Here is an 18833-nt window from a genome sequence, read left to right as displayed (position 1 = left end):
CTTACACTGGATGTATTTGAACTCTTGTGATATCCTTGGTGTTGCCACAAGGTAAATCTATAAGAAAGGAAAGATGCAAATGACTGTAACAGATATCAGCCGGAAACCGGATATTCCAAAGGTTATCCGGCTGGGCGCTTACTGCCGGGTGTCCAGTAACTCTGCTGACCAGCTACACTCCTTTGCGGCGCAAATTCGCTACTACAAGGATTATGAGCGTAAAAATCCGCAGTACCGGCTGGTTGACGTGTACGCTGACGAAGGGCTGAGCGGCACGGACATGAAAAAGCGTGATGAGCTGAACCGGCTCATCCGTGACTGTAAGCTGGGCAAGGTTGACCGTATCATCACCAAATCAGTGTCCCGCTTCGCCCGGAATACGCAGGAACTGCTTGTAGCCCTGCGTAGCCTCAAAGAGATGGGTGTAAGCATTTACTTCGAGGAACAGGGTATCGACAGCGACAAGATGAACATGGAAATGCTGGTGACCTTCCCCGGCATGGCCGCCCAGCAGGAGAGCATCACCATCTCAGATAATATGCGCTGGAGCTACCAAAAGCGCATGGAATCCGGCGAATTTAACTGCAACGCGCCTGCGTATGGGTTTGAGATGGTGGACGGCCTGCTCGCCGTCAAGGAAGATGAGGCGGCTGTGATACGCAGGATTTTCGACCTGTATCTGCAAGGCATCGGCAAACAAAACATCGCCAATATCCTTAATGCAGAGAGAGTTCCCCGCAGGTATAGTCAGAAAAAGTGGTATCACCATACCATTGATTATGTATTGAACAACGAACGATATATGGGCGATGCACTTTTGCAGAAAAAATTCACAACAGACACCCTCCCCTTCCGGCAGGTTCGAAACTGTGGCGAAAAGCCTCAGTATTATGTGGAGAACAGTAATCCTCCAATCATCAGCAAAGAAATATATTATGCTGCACAGAGATTACAAAAAGTGCGGAGCAATGCTGACAGAAAGGTAAACAAATATCTGCTATCCGGCCTGCTACAGTGTCCAGATTGTGGGAGAAGTTTCCGTAGGCAACTTGTAAATGGCACGGTATACTGGCTGTGTAACGGCAGGGCCGCAGGTGCCACTAAATGTTCAAATCGCCGTGTGCGGGAAAATGCTGTGTATGACACTTTCTGCTTGATGGTCGATAAACTTGCCGCTCACCGTCAGAATCTGCTGGGGACACTCATCCATCAGTTAGAACTCATGCAGAGCCGCAATGTTGAGAGCCAAGATAGAATCCGCCAGATCGACAAGCAGATAGCCGACTTGAGTGCGCAGAATCTGGTGGTTGCCCGGCTCCACACCAACGGCATTCTCAATGCCACTGATTTTGCTGCGCAGTCCTCGGTGATAAGCAACAAAATCAATGCCCTGCGGCTGGATCGTAGAAAGGCTCTGGCAGAGGATGGAGATGACGAACTGATGGATACACTGAAATCACTGGATGATATCCTGGCAGAATATGTGCCGGGTACCCCCTTCGACCAGCAGCTATTCGAGCAAATCGTCCAGAGCATTACGGTTGTGGATAATGCGCAGTTGGCTTTCCATCTCATCGGTGGGCTGGCACTCACCGAAAAAATCCCGGAGAATGCGAGGTGTGGCACAGCATGAAAAAGAGAAATATCCTCTTCGGGTATCAGTACCAGGACGGCATAATAGTAACCTGTCCGCGGGAAGTTACTGTGCTAAAACGCATTTTCGGCGATTACTTGAAGGGACTGTCCCTGCTAGATATCGCCAACCAGCTGAATGTGGAAAACGTGGAGTACCAGCCCGGCGTTACCGGCTGGAACAAATCCAGAATCATGCGACTAATTGAAGATGATCGGTATGTTGGTATGGGTGCTTTTCCTGCGGTTATTGACATGGAAACGCACCAAGCACTGTGCCAGATGAAGACTGAAAAGAATACGCAAGCTGGCACCGACCGCAGCGCTAAAATATTCCATATTGATGTTCCAGTGATTTGTCCGGTCTGTGGTCATGAAATGAATCGCAGGCACGACAGCCGGTTCAAAAAGTGTCAGCAAAGATGGATATGCTCCAACGCCGACTGCCGCACGGTGATTCACAAGCCAGATGATGTTCTGCTCGATGATATTACTGTACTGCTTAATACAGTGATTGTCAACCCTGAGTTGGTGCAAGTTTCCGCTGAGCCAGAGCATGAGCCAAGTGTGCAGGTTCGCAAAATAGAGAATGAAATTGCCCGGACACTGGATACGCTCGATTATGACAAGGACACCCTACGGCAAAAAATGCTGGAATGTGTCTCCCTAAAATATGCGGATATTGATTCCGCTTCATATACAGCACATAGGTTGAAAGCGACTCTTGCAAACACGGAGCCGCTTTCAGCTTTTTCTATGCCACTTTTTAAGAGGGCAGTGCAAAGCATCCACCTCGACAAAAATGGCACAGTTGCAATCACACTAATAAATAATCAGACTATCAGAAAGGGTGAAGAATATGCAGCCGACAACGACTACTCCGCAGAAAGTAGTTCGCAAAATTCCTGCCAAAGTCGATATTGCTGAAGAAATCAAGCAGGCACACAGGCAGCTCCGGGTGGCCGCCTATTGCCGCGTTTCCACGGCCCAGGAGGAACAATTGAACAGCTATGACGTGCAGGTAAGATACTATACCGAAAAGATACGAAGTGAGCCAAAATGGGCCTTCGTGGGCATCTTTGCAGACAGGGGACTCTCCGGCACCAGCACCAAAAAGCGCGATGAATTCAATAAAATGATTAAAATGTGTCGGCGTGGCAAAATTGACATGATTATTACAAAATCCATCAGCCGGTTTGCAAGGAACACTGCTGACGTGTTAAAATATGTGCGTATGCTTAAGGAGATAGGTGTGGACATCTTCTTCGAGGAACAGAACATCCACAGCACCCAGCCTGGGGCTGAGTTTTATATCACCATTTACGGCAGCATCGCCCAGAGCGAATCCGAGAACATTAGCGCCAACGTCATATGGGGTAAGAACCAGAGTGCGAAAGAGGGCAAGGTGCCATTCCAATATAAGCGGTTCCTGGGATACCGTCGTGGACCTGACGGCAAGCCGGAGATTGACCCGGAGCAGGCCGAAGTGGTAAAACGAATTTATACCAGCTTTCTGGCCGGTGACAGTATGACTACCATTGCAAATGACTTGACTGCTGATGGCATCCCGACTCCTACCGGTTCCGGCAGATGGGTGCCTGGGACAATACAGTCAATTATCTCAAATGAAAAATATGCTGGAAATGCAGTTCTCAATAAGACCTATGTTGTGGATTGTATCAGCAAAAAAGTCAGGCGCAACGACGGCAAGGCTCGGCCCATGTACTTCGTCGAGAATAACCATCCTGCCATCATTGATCCCGCTACTTTTAGTCGGGCGCAGGAAGAACTGGCCCGGCGCACAGGCAAGCGAAAAGTTAAACAGGTAGGTACAAAGACGGAGCAGGGCCGATACTCCAGCAAGTACGCTCTGACGGAACTCCTGGTCTGCGGTGAGTGCGGTACCCCATACCGGCGATGCACCTGGACAGTTAAGAGTGAGAAAAAAGCGGTCTGGCGGTGCATCAACCGGCTGGACTTCGGCAAAAAATACTGCCATCACTCCCCCACCATGGATGAAAGTGTGCTACAAGAGGCCATCATGACGGCAATCATGCGGACGGCAAAACAGAGCGCCGATGTGCTAGGCACACTGAAGTTGCACATCGGCATGGGACTGGACACTGGTGATACTGAAGATAAAAGCATGGATATTCAGATTCGGATTGCAGAAATCGATGCAGAGTTCAGGACCATGCTTCAGGCCATAGCCACGGATACAGTCGAAGATTTCGACGAGCAAAGGGCCACAGAACTCATGGCTGAGAAAAGCAGCCTTGAACAACAGCTCACTCAATACGATAATGTACAGCAGGAAAAGGAGAATACGAAATCAAGGCTGGATGAGATTTTCACTATCCTGGATGGGCTTGAGAATCACCCCATGGAATACGATGACCGTTTGGCACGGCAGGTGCTGGAATGTGTAGTGGTCGAATCCAAGGACAGGATCAAAGTAATTTTTGCAGGAGGGCTAGAAGTTGAACAAGATATCTTGAAATCATAATCATGTTAGATTCCTACTCGCATCAAAAGTTCATCGGTTTTTTTCGAAATAGAACAAGAGTATTTTTTCACCGCATTATGATAATACTGGCATGATGTCCCTATCTGGCGGCTTTAAGTCTTTCAGCTTGGGACTGTTAAGAATATTAACGCATTCAGAGGAAGTATACGATAACAAACGAATGACAGCACAGATAAAATAAATGCAAACTCCTGACTTAGCGGATGTTTCCGTTAACAACCCATGTGCGACATTATTTCGGATATTTGCACCTGCTTGTTCGTTAAGTAATCCTTTAAATAGAAATAGAATATTATTATCATATGCATCTACAAGTTCTGGTAAATCAAAGACAGAAGTAAGAAGTTTCTGCTTGGAGGTACCATCATCTTCTAGCGTAACCGTAAGTGCACCTAACTCTCGTGCTAAATTCCGAAATAGATTCTCTATTTGCGATGACAGTATATGAATAGCTTCATATTCCTGCCCTTTTAATGCCATATATACTGCACTTTTAAATATCGATTCACGCCCTTGAGGGATGATAGGATTATCTTGAATTAAAAAATCCAAGTCAGTAATTTGGAAATCATATTTGTTTCTTATAATTCCCAATGCTATCCTTAAAAATAAATCTCCGTCGATAGTTTCATATTCCAGCAATCGCTGATGTATATGTGCATTCAGTATTTGTGAATCGCTCTCAGGGTCATGCATATCCAAGGGTTTTAAAGCAAAGGTGGTTTGTCCGGCAGAATTAATAGCCTTTTTTCCAAACAAATGCGATAGAGGATATTCTTTTAACGCATTAAGCACATCTTTTTTCATATCCTCTTTCTTTCGGAAACTTGTGAATTGAATAAGCCGTAAAAGAGCCTCACTGAATGATAAGCCATCAAAAACTTCATTCATATATTGGCTCAAGTTGCTCACATCATATTTTCTATGGATAACTCCCATAGTTTGTGGAATTTTACTCTGAAGGAATACCATTTTCTTTTGGGCCTTTTCCGCCTTTTCTGCCAACTTACAGTTTCTGTAAATGAAAATAGATTTTTGTAAGTAATCAACTGCAATAGAAAGCGATCTAAAATCATCTCCTGTCAGCTCTTCGGCTTTCGCTTCATAATAATGGCCTAAAGCTATACGAGCATCATAAACACCCGCATTGTCTCCCTTCCACTTAAAGCAGTCACCTAACAATTTATAAGTCGCTTCAACAATGTGAACATTAGAATGGTTATTCATAATGATTTTGTTCAAGATATTAATTATTGTATCGATATCACCGTATTTTTTTCTTATCACAATGCTTATAAGACGGATCGATAAGAAAGATTTGTCCATCCCATCAATTCTAAGGATATGCTTGTACACTGATTCACATGCTTCAGTACATTTTTCCTTTTCGTTAATCGATATCGATATGGATATTGCTCTTCGAATCATATTCAAACTTTCCAACCATTCATCGTCTGAAAATAGTTGGTCAAATAAAATCATATAAGAATTTATCGCAACAATTGCATAAGAATAGATTTTCTTTTCCGTCCACAGTAAATCAGCAAGCCTAGCGCGAATGTTGACAGGAAGCAAAGAGAAGTCTATGGATTCTAATAATCCATAATCCTCTTTGGTCATATCCTGAATGCCGAATGACCGTTTTTCCATTAATGTGATGAAAGGTTGAAATTCTATCTTGGTATCAGATATTTTCACATACATGCTACAGATATTCTTTATTAAATCATATATCCGTTTATCTCTCTCACTATCAAAATTATTTGATTTGTCCTGAAAAGCAGATATCTCAAGAAATTCAAAAGAATTGCTCTCAATCTGATTAAGAGCATCGTACACTGTCATATAACTTCTCACTTCCTGGAAATCATATTTTCAATGCCACTGCAGAACTGCGTGATTGTCACGTTTTGAGAACTTGAGTAATATTTTTATTATAGCACAGTTTCGTATTAAGTTCAATAACTCCCCTTCTTAAAGATAATCCAAAAAGCTAAATTCAGTAAAGGTTCAGATACACCCACAGATTTGACAAAATATCTTTTTCATATCCACTTCACAAAGACGTTGCCTCCGGCAAGTCTGACAAAGCCCGGAATTCCAAGGAATTCCGGGCTTTTCTCGTGTTTTGGGGTGGTGGGCTGCGGTCTACGATGCCGCTCTCTATGGCGTGTGTTTTGCGCTTTTTTCGTTTCTGTTCGTATCCGTTTCTAGCTTTTCCGTCTGGTACATCATCAATAAATCATCAAAAATCCGGGGCGCTCTCCCTTGTGCCGCCTTGCTCTCGCTAAAAAATGAACCCGTCTGTGATTCCTTGCAGGCGGGTCGTGTCTTTTTTGACGTAGTACATCTCGGTTATCTGTGAGGTGCTGTGGCCTAGGAGATCGGCCACCTGCCGGGGCGAGAGTGCTTTGATGGTGCCGTCAGGCTGTTTCACGCCGTTTATCAGTTGGGTCGCAAAATGATGTCTTAAACTGTGCAATCCTTTCTGATCTATGCCCGCTGCTTTCAAAATCCGGTAGTACCTCTTGCGGAAGTTCACTGGCCTGGTGTAGTCGCCCTTCGCGTCGCTCACGAGGGGCGCTGTGGGGCCGAAATCGCGCTCCTGGCGCAACTCCCTTACCGCCTGCACTGCGGCCCCATTTAGGGGTACACGGCGCTTACTGGTGGCTGTCTTGGTCTTGCCCACCTTTACCTCTCGGCCAGGGACGTAGTCTGTCCCCTCTCGCCTGCACACTTCCTTGACGTTCTGGCGCACTTCAAGGTATCTGCCCTCCAAATTGATGTCGCTGTTGAGAAGGCCAAGCAGTTCACCGGTGCGGAGTCCGGTATTTAGCATGAGAATGTAGGCCGCTGGCTGCTGGTACTTGGGCTTGCCGTTACTGAATTTACTGAATGCCTCTGCCTTGAATTTCTCTATTTCCTCTGGAGTGAAAACTGTAACCGTTTCCTGCGTGGGTAAATCTTCCTTGCTTTGTGCCGCCATGAAGTTCGATTTCTTGATCATGGGTACGCTGTTCATGGGATTCTTTGTTAGGATTTCCTGTTGGGTCAGGTAACGGAAGTATTCGTTTAGGACAATGTAAACCTTTTTGACTGTGGTGTAAGCGTAGTCCTGGTTCATCCAGTGGTTCAGCACTTCTTTGAGGTCTGCGGCGCTGATGTCACCTATTACTTTCTCTCCAAGCAGAGGAAAAATTTGGTGTTCTACCGTACATTCACAGCGGTCGTAGGTGGTACGCTCCACTGAGGGGAACTTAAAAACCTGTAGCCAGTGGGTCATGCTCTCCTTGAGTGTTCTGCGGGACTCGTCCGACTCCTGCAAGGCATCATTGAAAGCAGCAACGTAGTCTGTCATCTTCTTGGTGACTTCTGCTTTTGTCGTGCCGGAAAACGATTTGCGCTTACGCTCTCCTTTTTCGTCCATGTACCACACGGTGCCGCCCCAGCGGTCATCGGTTCTCTTAAAGGCTTTTCCATTCGTGAGCAGTTTCTTTTGAGCCATGCTTGTCAGCCTCCTTTCTCAGCACACCACAATACCACACCTCGCCGAGAAAGTCCACTGACATTTTTCTTACTTTTGCTCTGTGGCTTTCAAATTTCTAAAGGCTGCATTCTTTGTTTTGCAACGCAAATTTTGAGCCAGGTATCTTGCCCTTACAAAAGTGGGTTCGGGCTACTGCCCGGTAATCGTGCCGTCCGACAACGTCGGACGAGCGCTCTGCTTGCCCTCCCCAAAAGGGGAGGATTTTTGTAGGACATTTACACTTCATTTACAACCCCTGGAAATTCCTCGCAGCCTCGCCGTTTTTCGCGACAGCAATCCCTCCCTTCACTCCAAATTGTCATTAGCAACCCCTATCGTGATTTTGCCCGAAATCCCTTGAAACGACCGGCATTGCCGGGCGTTGTGAACCGGCGGAGGGGTGCACCGCAACCCCTCCACTTTTCTCCTGCTTGAAAATCGGACGGCTGGGAATCTTCAAGGGTTGTGCAATATAGTGGCGCTCCTTGCGGTGTATCTTCTCTCAAAACCAGTCTCGAAATCCAAGTGAGATGCGGCGCAATATCCTGCTTGGCTATCCCCTCACAAATCGCCACAAATGCCGCACAATGGTGTTTATCGTGCTTTGCCCTGTTCACGCATGACCACTGCCATAAAACTGCTGACAGCGTCCTCACACGGCTCGACAAACTGCTATCTGTATGGAGGGCCCACGCTTTAGCCTGCTTTTTTATCGAACGGTGCAAAACCAGCCTTATTCATGGGAGTATTAGGCCGTACACTCCTATTCTACTCCCAGTTGAATCCTTACCCCAGCTCAAAAAACAAGCTATACATGGCTCGCCCCTTTTGGGTTATACTTATCCCGAAAGGGGCGGATTTTATAGGCAATCAAATCGGCAAAAACATACACGCTTTCTGTAAACAGCAGGGGTTGACCCAAGAGAAACTAGCTGAACAGATAAGGGTATCCTTTCAAGCTGTTTCCAAGTGGGAAAATGGAAGTTCTATGCCGGATATTTCTGTTTTGCCGCTGCTGGCCAATGTCCTGCACTGCAGCATTGATCAACTGATGGGCTATGTGGCAGTGCAGAAACGCCTTACCGACAAGGATGATTTCATCGTAAACAGAGGCATCCAGCACCTCTGGCACATAGCCAGCGCCAATGTCCTGTATCTTGTGCACCCCGGCCCGTCCCCCACTGAGAGTAGTGGAGTCCCTGGGCTCCACCACCACAATTTGCACCGCCTGGTTTTGTTCCTTCAGGTATTGGCTCACGCCTATAATGGTAACGCCAGTGCCTACGCCCACCACAAAGATGTTCACTTTCCCCTCTGTGTCTATCCAGATTTCCGGGCCAGTGGAGGTCCTGCGGGCGGCTGTGGTTGGCGGGGGGTAACAAACTGGCCGGGGATGAAGCTGCCCGAGATTTCCATTGTCAGTTCCTCTGCCCTGGCAATGGCGCCCTTCGTCCCCTTGCCCCCTTCAGTCAGCACCAGCTCTGCGCCGTAAACTTTCATCAACTGGCGGCGCTCCACGCTCATGCTTTCCGGCATGGTGATGATGATGCGGTATCCCCTGGCCACCACCACGGAGGCCAAGCCGATCCCGGTATTGCCGGAGGTGGGTTCAATAATGGTGGAGTCCGCCTGTAGCCTGCCACTGGCCTCGGTTTCGTCAATCATTGCCTTAGCAATACAGTCTTTCGCAGAACCGGCGGGGTTAAGCCTTCAGCCCTTCTGATTCCTCTATATGTGTCAGCTCCAGCAAGGGCGTTTTCCCAATTATTTGGTCAGCGGATGTATAGATCATAACAAAACCACTTCTGATTATTTCTGCGCCGCAGCGGCAAAGCCCTTCTCCAGATCAGCTAGGATATCGTCAATATGCTCCGTACCGATGGACAAGCGAATAGTGTTGGGCTTGATGCCCTGGTCCAGCAATTCTTCCGGGGAAAGCTGGGAGTGGGTGGTGGTAGCCGGGTGAATGACCAGGGACTTCACATCCGCCACGTTGGCCAGTAGGGAGAAGATCTCCAGGTTGTCGATGAACCTGTGGGCTTCCGCCTGGCCGCCCCTGATCTCAAACGTAAAAATGGACGCGCCGCCGTTTGGAAAGTATTTTTCATATAGGACATGGTCCGGGTGGCCGGGCAGGGACGGATGGTTGACTTTCTCCACAAGCGGATGGGAGGCGAGATATTCCACCACTTTTTTGGTGTTTTCGGCATGGCGCTCCAAACGCAAGGACAAGGTCTCTACGCCCTGAAGGAGCAGGAACGCGTTGAACGGGGAGATGGTGGCCCCAGTGTCCCGGAGCAGGATGGCCCGGATATAGGTGGCAAAAGCGGCAGGGCCGACAGCGTCTACAAAGCTGATACCATGGTAGCTGGGGTTCGGCTCCGCAATGGGCGCGTATTTCCCGGAGGCTTTCCAGTCAAATTTGCCGCTGTCTACGATGATGCCGCCCAAGGTCGTCCCATGGCCCCCGATGAATTTCGTAGCGGAGTGGACAACGATGTCGGCCCCATGCTCAATAGGACGGATGAGGAAGGGCGTGCCAAAGGTGTTGTCGATGACCAGCGGCAGGCCGTGGGAATGGGCGATTTCCGCAACGGCGTCGATGTCAGGGATGTCGCTGTTGGGGTTGCCCAGGGTTTCCAGATAGACGGCCTTTGTATTGGACTGGATTGCCGAGGCCACTGCACTCAGGTCGTGTGCATCCACAAAGGTGGTCTTGATGCCGTACTGAGGCAGGGTGTGGGCCAGCAGGTTGTAGCTGCCGCCATAAATGGTTTTCTGGGCCACGATATGGTCCCTCGCCTGGGCCAGCGCCTGGATGGTGTAGGTGATAGCGGCCGCACCGGAGGCCGTAGCCAGCGCCGCCACACCGCCCTCCAAAGCCGCAAGGCGCTTCTCCAGCACATCCTGGGTGGAGTTTGTCAAACGGCCATAGATGTTTCCGGCATCAGCCAGCCCGAATCGGGCAGCTGCGTGGGCTGAATCCCGGAAGACATAGGACGTGGTCTGGTATATAGGCACAGCCCTGGCATCCGTAGCAGGATCGGGCTCCTCCTGCCCAACATGCAGCTGTAGGGTTTCAAATTTATAATTCATAAAGCAACCTTCCTTTCTATTCCCATTCGATGAAGTGCTTCCATTATATACCTATTAACCTAGTTTGTCAATAGGTATATTGCGCATCTTGAAACCCTATTTACCTTGTGGTATAATAGGAAAAAGAAAGGAGGATTTGGGATGGTTTCTACAAAAGGAAGGTATGCGCTGCGGTTTCTACTGGACCTTGCGGAACACCAGGCAGAGGGGTATGTGCCGTTGAAGGATGTAGCCGGGCGCCAGGAAATTTCGGAAAAATATCTGGAAATCGTGGTGAAGGAACTGGTCAAAGGCGGTTTCCTTGCCGTCATGCGGGGAAAAGGAGGCGGCTACCGACTGAACCGCCCTTCGGAAGAATACAGCGTGAAGTCTATCCTTGAGCTTATGGAGGAGACGCTGGTGCCGGTTGCCTGCCTGAAGCCGGGACAGGCGCCTTGCCCCCGGAAAGACCGGTGCCGGACGCTGCCTCTTTGGCAGGGGTTGGACCAGGTGATTTCGGATTATCTTGAGCCGATTACGCTGGCGGACCTAATCGTCGGAAAGTGAGTTATCTCATGGCGCTGTCATATAGACTCAGTACCGTTCTCGTTTGCAAGGGTCCCCTTTTCTTTAGTTTTGCGGCGCAGATTTTGGTGGGTAAAAGTTGCTTGGCTTATCTCAAATTTTATGTTACCTTCACAGAGTTGGTTGCCCTTATCACTCAAAAACTCGCTGCCTGTGGAGGCGAAACCGTCTGTTTCTTGGCTCCAAAAATTTGGATATCATCAATAAATCATCAAAATCTTTTGATGCGTACCGTTTGGAAACACAAACGGCCCAACCGCATGGAAAACCAGCTGTTGTATGCCCGCTAATGCTTTTTCCACATCCACTCCAAAACCGCGTGCCGAGGGTTCGAGCCCTTCTGCCCCTGCCACAGACTTGGCCCGGAATTCCTTGGAATTCCGGGCTTTTCTCGTGTTTTAGGGTGGTGGTATACGGTCTGGATTGCCGCTCCCCTGGGCGTGTATTTTGCCGTTTTTTCGTATCTGTTCGCATCCGTTTCTAACTTTTCCGTCTGGCACAGCATCAATAAATCATCAAAATTACGGGGTGCTTTCCCCTCTCACGCTGGCTTTGGCTAAAAATTGAACCCGTCCGTGATTCCTTGCAGGCGGGTTGTGTCTTTTTTGACATAGTACATCTCGGTGATTTGTGAGGTGCTGTGGCCCAGGAGGTCGGCCACCTGCCGGGGCGAGAGTGCTTTGATGGTGCCGTCGGGCTGTTTCATGCCGTTTATCAGTTGGGTCGCAAAATGATGTCTTAAACTGTGCAATCCTTTCTGATCTATGCCCGCTGCTTTCAAAATCCGGTAGTACCTCTTGCGGAAGTTCACCGGCCTGGTGTAGCCGCCCTTCTCGTCGCTCACGAGGGGCGCTGTGGGGCCGAAGTTGCGTTCCTGGCGTAACTCCCTTACCGCCTGCACTGCGGCCTGATTCAGCGGCACACGGCGCTTGCTGGTGGCGGTCTTGGTTTTGCCAACCTTGACCTCTCTGCCGGGTGTGTACTCTACCCCATCCCGCTTGCAGACTTCCTTTACTCCCTGGCGCACCTCAAGATATTTATGCTCCAGGTCAATGTCGCTATTGAGCAGGCCCAGCAGCTCCCCTGTGCGTAGACCTGTGTTCAGCATGAGAATGTATGCCGCTGGCTGCTGGTACTTGGGCTTACCGTTACTGAATTTACTGAACGCCTCGACTTTGGATTTTTCTATTTCCTCTGGCGTAAACACGGTAACCGTTTCCTGCGTGGGTAGGTCTTCTTTGTTTTGCGCCGCCATGAAATTGGATTTCTTTATCATGGGTACGCTGTTCATGGGATTCTTCACCAGGATTTCCTGTTGGGTCAGGTAGCGGAAGTATTCGTTTAGGACAATGTAAACCTTTTTGACTGTGGTGTAAGCGTAGTCCTGGTTCATCCAGTGGTTCAGTACTTCCTTAAGGTCTGCTGCGGTGATGTCACCCACCACTTTCTCACCAAGCAGAGGAAAAATCTGGTGCTCCACAGTGCATTCGCAACGGTCGTAGGTCGTGCGCTCCACTGAGGGAAATTTGAACACTTGGAGCCAGTGGGTCATGCTCTCCTTGAGTGTCTTGTGGGATTCATCGGACTCCTGCAATTCTTCGTTAAAGGCCGCAACGTAGTCGGTCATCTTCTTAGTGACTTCCACCTTGGTGGTCCCGGAGAAGGATTTGCGCTTGCGCTCTCCTCGCTCATCCATGTACCAAACTGTACCACCCCAACGGTCATCCGTTCGCTTAAAGGCCTTTCCATTTGTGAGCAGTTTCTTTTGTGCCATGCTTGTCAGCCTCCTTTCGTCAACAACACAACATACCACACCTTGCCGCGAAAGTCTACTAACATTTTTCTTACTTTTTCTGCCCTCCCGAAAAAGCTCTTTCTTTGTTTATGCGGCGCAAATTTTGAGCGCCGAGCAAAGCCATTCCAACTCCCCTTTAGGGGGCAGGGGGAGAGCCGGGAACTCCCGGCTCATGCGGACGGCGTATAGCCGGACGCTATGCTTGCCCTGCCCCATGGGCAGGTTATCTCGTGCATATTCTTGCCTAAAACTACCATTCATCCACCGACCCCTGATTTTCAGAAAGAAAAATCCCTCATTTTGCCCCGACGGTCGGCTCTGCCGTCCGATGTCTTCCGCGCGGTAGACCCCGCGCTTTAACCTGCTTGTCTTTCTGACTGTTTTCTGCGCCCTTTGAGACTGGAAAATCTTTCATAGTCCTGCATATCTGCTTTTTGTTTATCCTGATAATCGTTCTATTCACAATTTCTTTACATTTGCACTATTGCAATAGTCTTGACAGCTTAGCACTACTGTGGTAGTATAAACGTGTAAACTATTGCAATAGTTTCAAAGAAAGGACCGATAAAAATGCCAATCAAGCTATTCGACTCCGAACTCAAGGTAATGAACGTCCTCTGGCGCGGCGGCGACCACACCGCCAAGGAGATTTCTAACATCCTTAAGGCCGAGACCAACTGGAACATGAACACCACCTATACCGTCATCAAAAAGTGTATCGCCAAGGGGGCTATCGAGCGCAGTGAGCCGGGCTTTCTCTGCCACGCCCTCATTCCAAAGGAGGCCGTGCAGGAGGCCGAGACCGACGAGCTCATAGGCAAGCTGTACGACGGCTCGGTGGATAAGCTGTTCGCCGCGCTGCTGGGGCGCAAAAAGCTCTCGGCGGAGCAAATTAACCGGCTGAAACAGATGGTTGAGGGCGAGGTGGAGAAATGAGCCTCCTGCAAATGAGCCTGTCCGGCGCGGCCATGATTTTGGCGATCCTGCTGGTCCGAACGCTGGCTCTACAACGGCTGCCCAAGCGGCTGTTCCCGGCGCTGTGGTGGCTGGTGCTGATCCGCCTGCTGGTACCATTTTCCCTGCCCGCGCCGTGCAGTGTGTACTCGCTTTTGAGCCGCCCCGTGCCGGTTGCGGTACACCAGCCCGGGCCAGCAATAGCGCCCCTCTCCCCTTCCGCTTGGGCGGGCGAAGCCACCGGAACGCCTACTGCTGTGGGCGGCGCTGCCGCAAGCGTTGACCCCTGGGTCGCGCTCTGGCTGGCAGGATTCTTGGTATGCTCCTGGTACTTTATGGCAGTCTATGTAAAATGCCGCCGGGAGTTCCGGGAGGCACTGCCTGTTCACAACGACTATGTGAGTGTTTGGCTCCTGGAGCATAGGCTTCGCCGCCCGGTCACCGTCCGGCAGTCGGACAGAATAGCCGCACCGCTGACCTACGGTATCCTGCGCCCGGTGATACTCCTGCCCAAGTCAACAGACTGGGACGACAGGGAAACTTTAGGCTGCGTGCTGGCCCACGAGTGGGCGCATATCTGGCGGTTTGACGGACTTTTGAAGCTGGCGCTGGCTGCCGCGTTCTGCGTGCACTGGTTCAACCCGCTGGTCTGGGTCATGCTGTTCTTTGCCAACCTGGACATCGAGTTGGCCTGCGATGAAGCGGTACTCCGGCAGCTGGGACAGGACATGAGGTCCGGGTACGCCATGGCGCTTATCCGCATGGAGGAGCGCAGAGGCGGGCCGCCCCTGATAGGAAATTATTTCAGCAAAGCTCCTATTGAAGAAAGGATAAAATCAATTATGACTATTAAAAGGAAATCTATGATTGCGCTGGCTCTATCCATCTGCCTAATAGGCGGTACAGCGACAGTTTTTGCCACCTCCGCCAGCGCGGATAACAATAATAATGATGCACCCCAAACCAGCTATGTGGTGGAAAACAAAGATGCCGCTCTGGTTTCCTATACCGATGAAAACGGCACCACCTACTACAGCTTCGATGACGGCGAGACCTGGACCGCCATGACCGACGAGGAGTTCGCCGCAGCATACCCCGAGCCGGAGGTCGAGTGGTGGACTGCCGCAGAATACGCCGCATGGTTAGAGAACGAGAAAAGGGATTTGCAGGATATGATCGGCTCAAAAGGTTGGACACAAAGCACCGGCTGGTTCACTTGGACCCAGGAGATGGTGGACGAGACAATAGCCGAGTACGAGGAAATTCTGAACATGATTGAGAGCGGCTATCTTGTCTCCAAGACCGTTGACGGAGATGAGAACACCATGCTGGTAATGAATCCCCTTGACCGGGTGGTTGGCAGCGCGGACTGGGAGAACGCCATAGAGGCAAAAGAGCAGTCCGATTTTTACGATGATACTTTCGACTACACGAGCCTTTTCGACGACTACAAGAGCTGCGGGCTTACCTTCCAGAACAGCGACGGCAACCTGTACTGGAACGGCCAGCGGGTGCGCATCTTTGTGGACGGCGCGGAGCATGAGGGCGGATGGGTTTCTCAGTACGAGCATTACGACCCAGAGGGCAGCGTGGACGTGCGCACCATCCGGGAGAGGGTGGACAACGGCGACGGCAGCTACAACCTGATGGGGCCCCTGGTGCGGCTGGAGGAGTTTGAGCCTGAGCAGATGTTTTTGGATGCCCTGGAGGGCCAGCGGTATGTGGGTGCTGAATTCCAGTACGAGGCTGAGCGCACTGCCCAGGAGCTGAAGCGGTACGAAAAGTTTGGGCTGACCTTTGATTCGAATGCCAACAGCCCAACAGGCAGCCTCTCCATGAGCTGGAACGGCCAGCCGGTGCGCAGCCTGTTCGACCCGGAACGCCAGCTGTGGGTGTGCAACAGCCTGGGTACGAAGGGCCTGGACTTGGAGGCCGTCTATGAGGGAGGCAAGCTCACCGGCTTGCAGGAAAGCGCGGAGGATAAAAGTTTCGTGGAGAGCGGGGCGGTCATAAACGCTGAAGCCACCGCTACTGAAGGTACTGGCGACAGCTCCGGGGAGACCATTGCGGAGCGTATGGAGAAGTATGCGCCCTATGGGGTGAGCTATCAGGAGAAGGACGGCAAGAGGAGCATACGGTATGAAGGCAAGGCTGTAGACAGCTTTACGGACATGAGGCCGGGAGGCGGTGTGTTCTCTGTTAAGTCTACGGATGGAGGGGAGATCGCTCTGGTTACGGTTTATGATGGGGATGGGAAGCTAAAGGGAGTTAAAGCTATGCTGTCGTATCGTTTTTAAGATTTTGGAGAAGTAAATGGTATGATTTGGAAATGCTTTCTTTGTTTAGCGGCGCAAAAATTGAGAAGTACTGCCGACTTGACAAAGTGTTATTTCTATGCTACTATCACTACCATCGTTATGCCCAATCCACTCAAAAGCGGCTTGTTTTCATGTTGGAAAGCTCCGGTTTTGGGCTTGAGAATTTCGGAAATCAACAATAAATCATCAAAAATTTTTCGGACGTGTGTCTTGGAAAGACAAACGGCTCAACCGCGCGGAAAACTGGCTGGTATATGTCCGCTGATGCCTTTTCCACATCCACTCCAAAACCGCGTGCCGAGGGTTCGAATCCTTCTGCCCCTGCCACTTATCCCCCGGAAACTCTAGGGTTTCCGGGGGTTTCATTTTGCTTTCTATCAGTTTCCAGCGGTTTTTCTATCATTTTTCTATCACCCAATCCATCAGGTGGGTTGATAGATGGCCTTCTCCATGGCAGCGGCCATGTCCAGCTTGGAATTTTTATCGACGTGGGCGTAGAAATTCAGCGTGGTGGACGCGCTACCGTGGCCCAGCCACTGTTGTACCTGGACGATGGAAAAGCCCATGTTTAGCAGATTGCTGGCCGCACTATGCCTCAAGTCATGAAGTCTGACACTAGGTAAGCTGCTTTTTGAAATGATGTTATGGAACGTGCGGGACAGATAGTTGGGTGATATAACCGTTCCGTCTGCCCAGGTGCATAGATAGTCGCTCTGTATGTACCCTTTGCCGAGAGCAGCCTGTATGCGCTCCTGGTCGCGTTTCTGTGTCTTTAGGAGCGCGTACACGCTGTCTGTCATGGGCAAGGTGCGGTAGCTGCTGTTGGTCTTTGGAGTGTCCACATAATTGCCCTTAACGCCCTGCTGGAGCGTTTCTGTGACTGTCAGAGTGCGGGTCTCGAAGTCGATATGCTCCCATTTCAGCCCAAGCACTTCACTCCTGCGAAAGCCATACACAGCGCATAGATTAACCGGCAGCTCCACCACATTCCCAATGAATAAGGCCAACAGGGTGTCTATCTCTGCCGGATTGAGGAAACTGGCGTTGTAGCGCTCGGCCTTTGGCTTTCTTGCGGTTGCGGCAGGGTTATACTGGATTAGGCTGTCATGCACCGCGTCATTTAGAGCTTTAGAGATTACTTGATGATGGTGCCGGATGGACATAGCTGACAGCGTACCTTTGCCGTTCTGTTTGCTCCCTGGCTGCTGTTTGACCTGGTAATAAGCGTCCAGGTCTGTGGGTTTCAACTCTTGCAACAATACTGGGTGCTGCTTGAAATACGGCACGATATGATTAGCGACCATGGCCTGGTAAGTGCGATAGGTGTTAGGCTTGATGTTCACCCCGGCCCGCTTAATCCACTGCTTTAAGTAGTCGGCAAAGGTTAGCTGGCAGAAAGGTATGTCCTTAGCCTCCCACTCGTCTATCAAGGTGCGCAAAATCTTCTCAGCGTTGCGCTTGTTTCCTCTCAGGGGCAGGTTAGTGGGAAACCACTTTTGCTTGCGCTTTCCGTTCTCGTCATGGAGATTCAGTACGGCATAGTACTTGCCGCCTTTCGTTGTTACAAAGCCCGTGATTGCCATTTATTTACTCCTTTCGAGGCTTTCACACGCTTTACCTGATGGATTCATTATAGCAGGTTTCGCGCCCTTATTCAAGCCCAAGAAGTCAATCACGCTGGCTTTCGGAATTATATACCTCTTCCCCACCCTCACCGTAGAGATTGCCCCACTTTGCAGTAGGCTATAAGCGGCATTTCTGCCGATGTGGAGCATGGCTTGTACATCATCCACCGATACGACATCCGGGTAATTTGCAAAAATACTATTTGCCATAGTTCATACTTCTTTCATTTGGGTATAAATGCAGCGCACAAGCCCACGTTGGCGTGTGGCGCGATACCAGCGAATGGTGACAACGGCTGACTAAACCGTCCAGGCCTATCCACCAGTACCCCCCTTTGACCCTGCGGTACGGGCGGTGCATTACTTGTGCGCTGTTATGCGGTTTTCAAGGTGCTATGTAGTTCAAGGAGCAAAGCCGGTGATAATACTGTCAAGAGTATCTATGTCTTTTCCCGATAACATTTTCCTTATCCGCACGAGCAGTTCTGTTTGCTCGCAATTTAGCGTGCGTTTTGAGGCATGGCTGTTATAGGGATAATCCCCTACGACCTTAACCCCGCCTCCATAGCGTCCACGGACAGTTTCGATTGGATATGAGCATATGAGTATCTCGACATCTCGCTGAATTGTCTTTTTTGATACGCCAAATTCAAAGGCTAAATTCGCATAGGTGTCAGACCGCCGGCGGCATAAAACTTCAAGCAAGGCTTGTCGCCGCTCGACGGCACTCATGTACTCATCTCCTTCCCTTTGCTCCTTTCCACAAAGGATATACTATAAACTGGACACCTAATGT

Annotated in this window: 15 protein-coding genes and 2 pseudogenes; 7 read left to right on the top strand and 10 right to left on the bottom strand. The window is 50.0% G+C overall.

Annotation, left to right across the window (positions count from 1 at the left end):
* Positions 1 to 79 precede the first annotated feature (79 nt).
* From U8U01_RS08035 to U8U01_RS08025, 3 genes are read left to right on the top strand one after another with little or no spacing between them, the layout of a single operon-like run.
* Entirely contained in the window at positions 80 to 1633 is a 1554-nt protein-coding gene (locus tag U8U01_RS08035) for a recombinase family protein (protein ID WP_322173194.1), read from the top strand.
* A complete protein-coding gene (locus U8U01_RS08030) occupies positions 1630 to 2559 on the top strand; it encodes a recombinase family protein (RefSeq protein WP_322173192.1) in 930 nt (309 codons plus the stop codon). Before U8U01_RS08035 ends, U8U01_RS08030 begins: the two co-directional genes overlap by 4 nt.
* Positions 2492 to 4138 carry a recombinase family protein gene (locus tag U8U01_RS08025; RefSeq protein WP_322173190.1) on the top strand — a complete coding sequence of 549 codons (1647 nt, stop codon included), beginning with the start codon at positions 2492 to 2494 and terminating at the stop codon, positions 4136 to 4138. The genes U8U01_RS08030 and U8U01_RS08025 overlap by 68 nt, the downstream gene beginning before the upstream one ends.
* A 75-nt stretch (positions 4139 to 4213) precedes the next feature.
* Here U8U01_RS08025 and U8U01_RS08020 read toward each other — a convergent pair whose 3' ends face one another.
* Positions 4214 to 6004 (bottom strand): DUF7380 domain-containing protein, encoded by a 1791-nt coding sequence (locus tag U8U01_RS08020; RefSeq protein WP_322173188.1) that lies wholly within the window; start codon positions 6002 to 6004, stop codon positions 4214 to 4216.
* A gap of 442 nt (positions 6005 to 6446) precedes the next feature.
* Positions 6447 to 7664, bottom strand: coding sequence for a tyrosine-type recombinase/integrase (locus U8U01_RS08015; protein WP_322173186.1), 1218 nt, complete (start codon positions 7662 to 7664; stop codon positions 6447 to 6449).
* 760 nt (positions 7665 to 8424) lie between these two features.
* Between U8U01_RS08015 and U8U01_RS17450 the strand changes: the two are divergent.
* A pseudogene (locus tag U8U01_RS17450) lies at positions 8425 to 8688 on the top strand (helix-turn-helix domain-containing protein); the annotation flags it as partial.
* Between the two features lie 81 nt (positions 8689 to 8769).
* On the opposite strand, the pseudogene U8U01_RS08010 reads toward U8U01_RS17450, so the two are convergent.
* Positions 8770 to 9477: pseudogene (locus U8U01_RS08010) on the bottom strand (PLP-dependent cysteine synthase family protein); the annotation flags it as partial.
* Between the two features lie 17 nt (positions 9478 to 9494).
* A complete protein-coding gene (locus tag U8U01_RS08005) occupies positions 9495 to 10781 on the bottom strand; it encodes an O-acetylhomoserine aminocarboxypropyltransferase/cysteine synthase family protein (protein WP_322173184.1) in 1287 nt (428 codons plus the stop codon).
* A 141-nt stretch (positions 10782 to 10922) separates the two neighbouring features.
* On the opposite strand from U8U01_RS08005, the gene U8U01_RS08000 reads away from it, so the two are divergent.
* Positions 10923 to 11327: an RrF2 family transcriptional regulator gene (locus U8U01_RS08000; protein ID WP_166542252.1), complete on the top strand. Its 405-nt coding sequence runs from the start codon at positions 10923 to 10925 to the stop codon at positions 11325 to 11327.
* A gap of 218 nt (positions 11328 to 11545) precedes the next feature.
* On the opposite strand, the gene U8U01_RS07995 is transcribed toward U8U01_RS08000, so the two are convergent.
* The 3 genes from U8U01_RS07995 to U8U01_RS07985 form a co-directional block, all read right to left on the bottom strand.
* Positions 11546 to 11698: a hypothetical protein gene (locus U8U01_RS07995; RefSeq protein ID WP_322173182.1), complete on the bottom strand. Its 153-nt coding sequence runs from the start codon at positions 11696 to 11698 to the stop codon at positions 11546 to 11548.
* 203 nt (positions 11699 to 11901) lie between these two features.
* On the bottom strand, positions 11902 to 13119 hold the full coding sequence (locus U8U01_RS07990) for a tyrosine-type recombinase/integrase (protein ID WP_322173180.1): 1218 nt from the start codon (positions 13117 to 13119) through the stop codon (positions 11902 to 11904).
* A gap of 108 nt (positions 13120 to 13227) precedes the next feature.
* Positions 13228 to 13401: a hypothetical protein gene (locus tag U8U01_RS07985; protein WP_322173179.1), complete on the bottom strand. Its 174-nt coding sequence runs from the start codon at positions 13399 to 13401 to the stop codon at positions 13228 to 13230.
* 309 nt (positions 13402 to 13710) lie between these two features.
* Between U8U01_RS07985 and U8U01_RS07980 the strand changes: the two genes are divergently transcribed.
* Together U8U01_RS07980 and U8U01_RS07975 are read left to right on the top strand one after the other, a co-directional pair.
* The gene (locus U8U01_RS07980; protein ID WP_322173178.1) at positions 13711 to 14076 is read left to right on the top strand and encodes a BlaI/MecI/CopY family transcriptional regulator; all 366 of its coding nucleotides are present in this window, start codon (positions 13711 to 13713) and stop codon (positions 14074 to 14076) included.
* A complete protein-coding gene (locus U8U01_RS07975) occupies positions 14073 to 16391 on the top strand; it encodes a M56 family metallopeptidase (RefSeq protein ID WP_322173177.1) in 2319 nt (772 codons plus the stop codon). The genes U8U01_RS07980 and U8U01_RS07975 overlap by 4 nt, the downstream gene beginning before the upstream one ends.
* Positions 16392 to 16834: 443 nt before the next feature.
* On the opposite strand, the gene U8U01_RS07970 is transcribed toward U8U01_RS07975, so the two are convergent.
* From U8U01_RS07970 to U8U01_RS07960, 3 genes are all read right to left on the bottom strand, one after another.
* Positions 16835 to 17995, bottom strand: a complete 1161-nt coding sequence (locus U8U01_RS07970) for a tyrosine-type recombinase/integrase (protein WP_322173175.1) — start codon at positions 17993 to 17995, stop codon at positions 16835 to 16837.
* Positions 17996 to 18247, bottom strand: a complete 252-nt coding sequence (locus U8U01_RS07965; RefSeq protein ID WP_322173173.1) for a helix-turn-helix domain-containing protein — start codon at positions 18245 to 18247, stop codon at positions 17996 to 17998.
* A gap of 192 nt (positions 18248 to 18439) precedes the next feature.
* Positions 18440 to 18769: an HTH domain-containing protein gene (locus U8U01_RS07960; protein WP_322173172.1), complete on the bottom strand. Its 330-nt coding sequence runs from the start codon at positions 18767 to 18769 to the stop codon at positions 18440 to 18442.
* Between the last annotated feature and the right edge of the window lie 64 nt (positions 18770 to 18833).

Origin of the sequence: Acutalibacter caecimuris, assembly GCF_034335085.1 — a bacterium.
Classification (GTDB): domain Bacteria; phylum Bacillota; class Clostridia; order Oscillospirales; family Acutalibacteraceae; genus Acutalibacter; species Acutalibacter caecimuris.
This window is presented reverse-complemented; position numbering and strand designations above follow the sequence as displayed.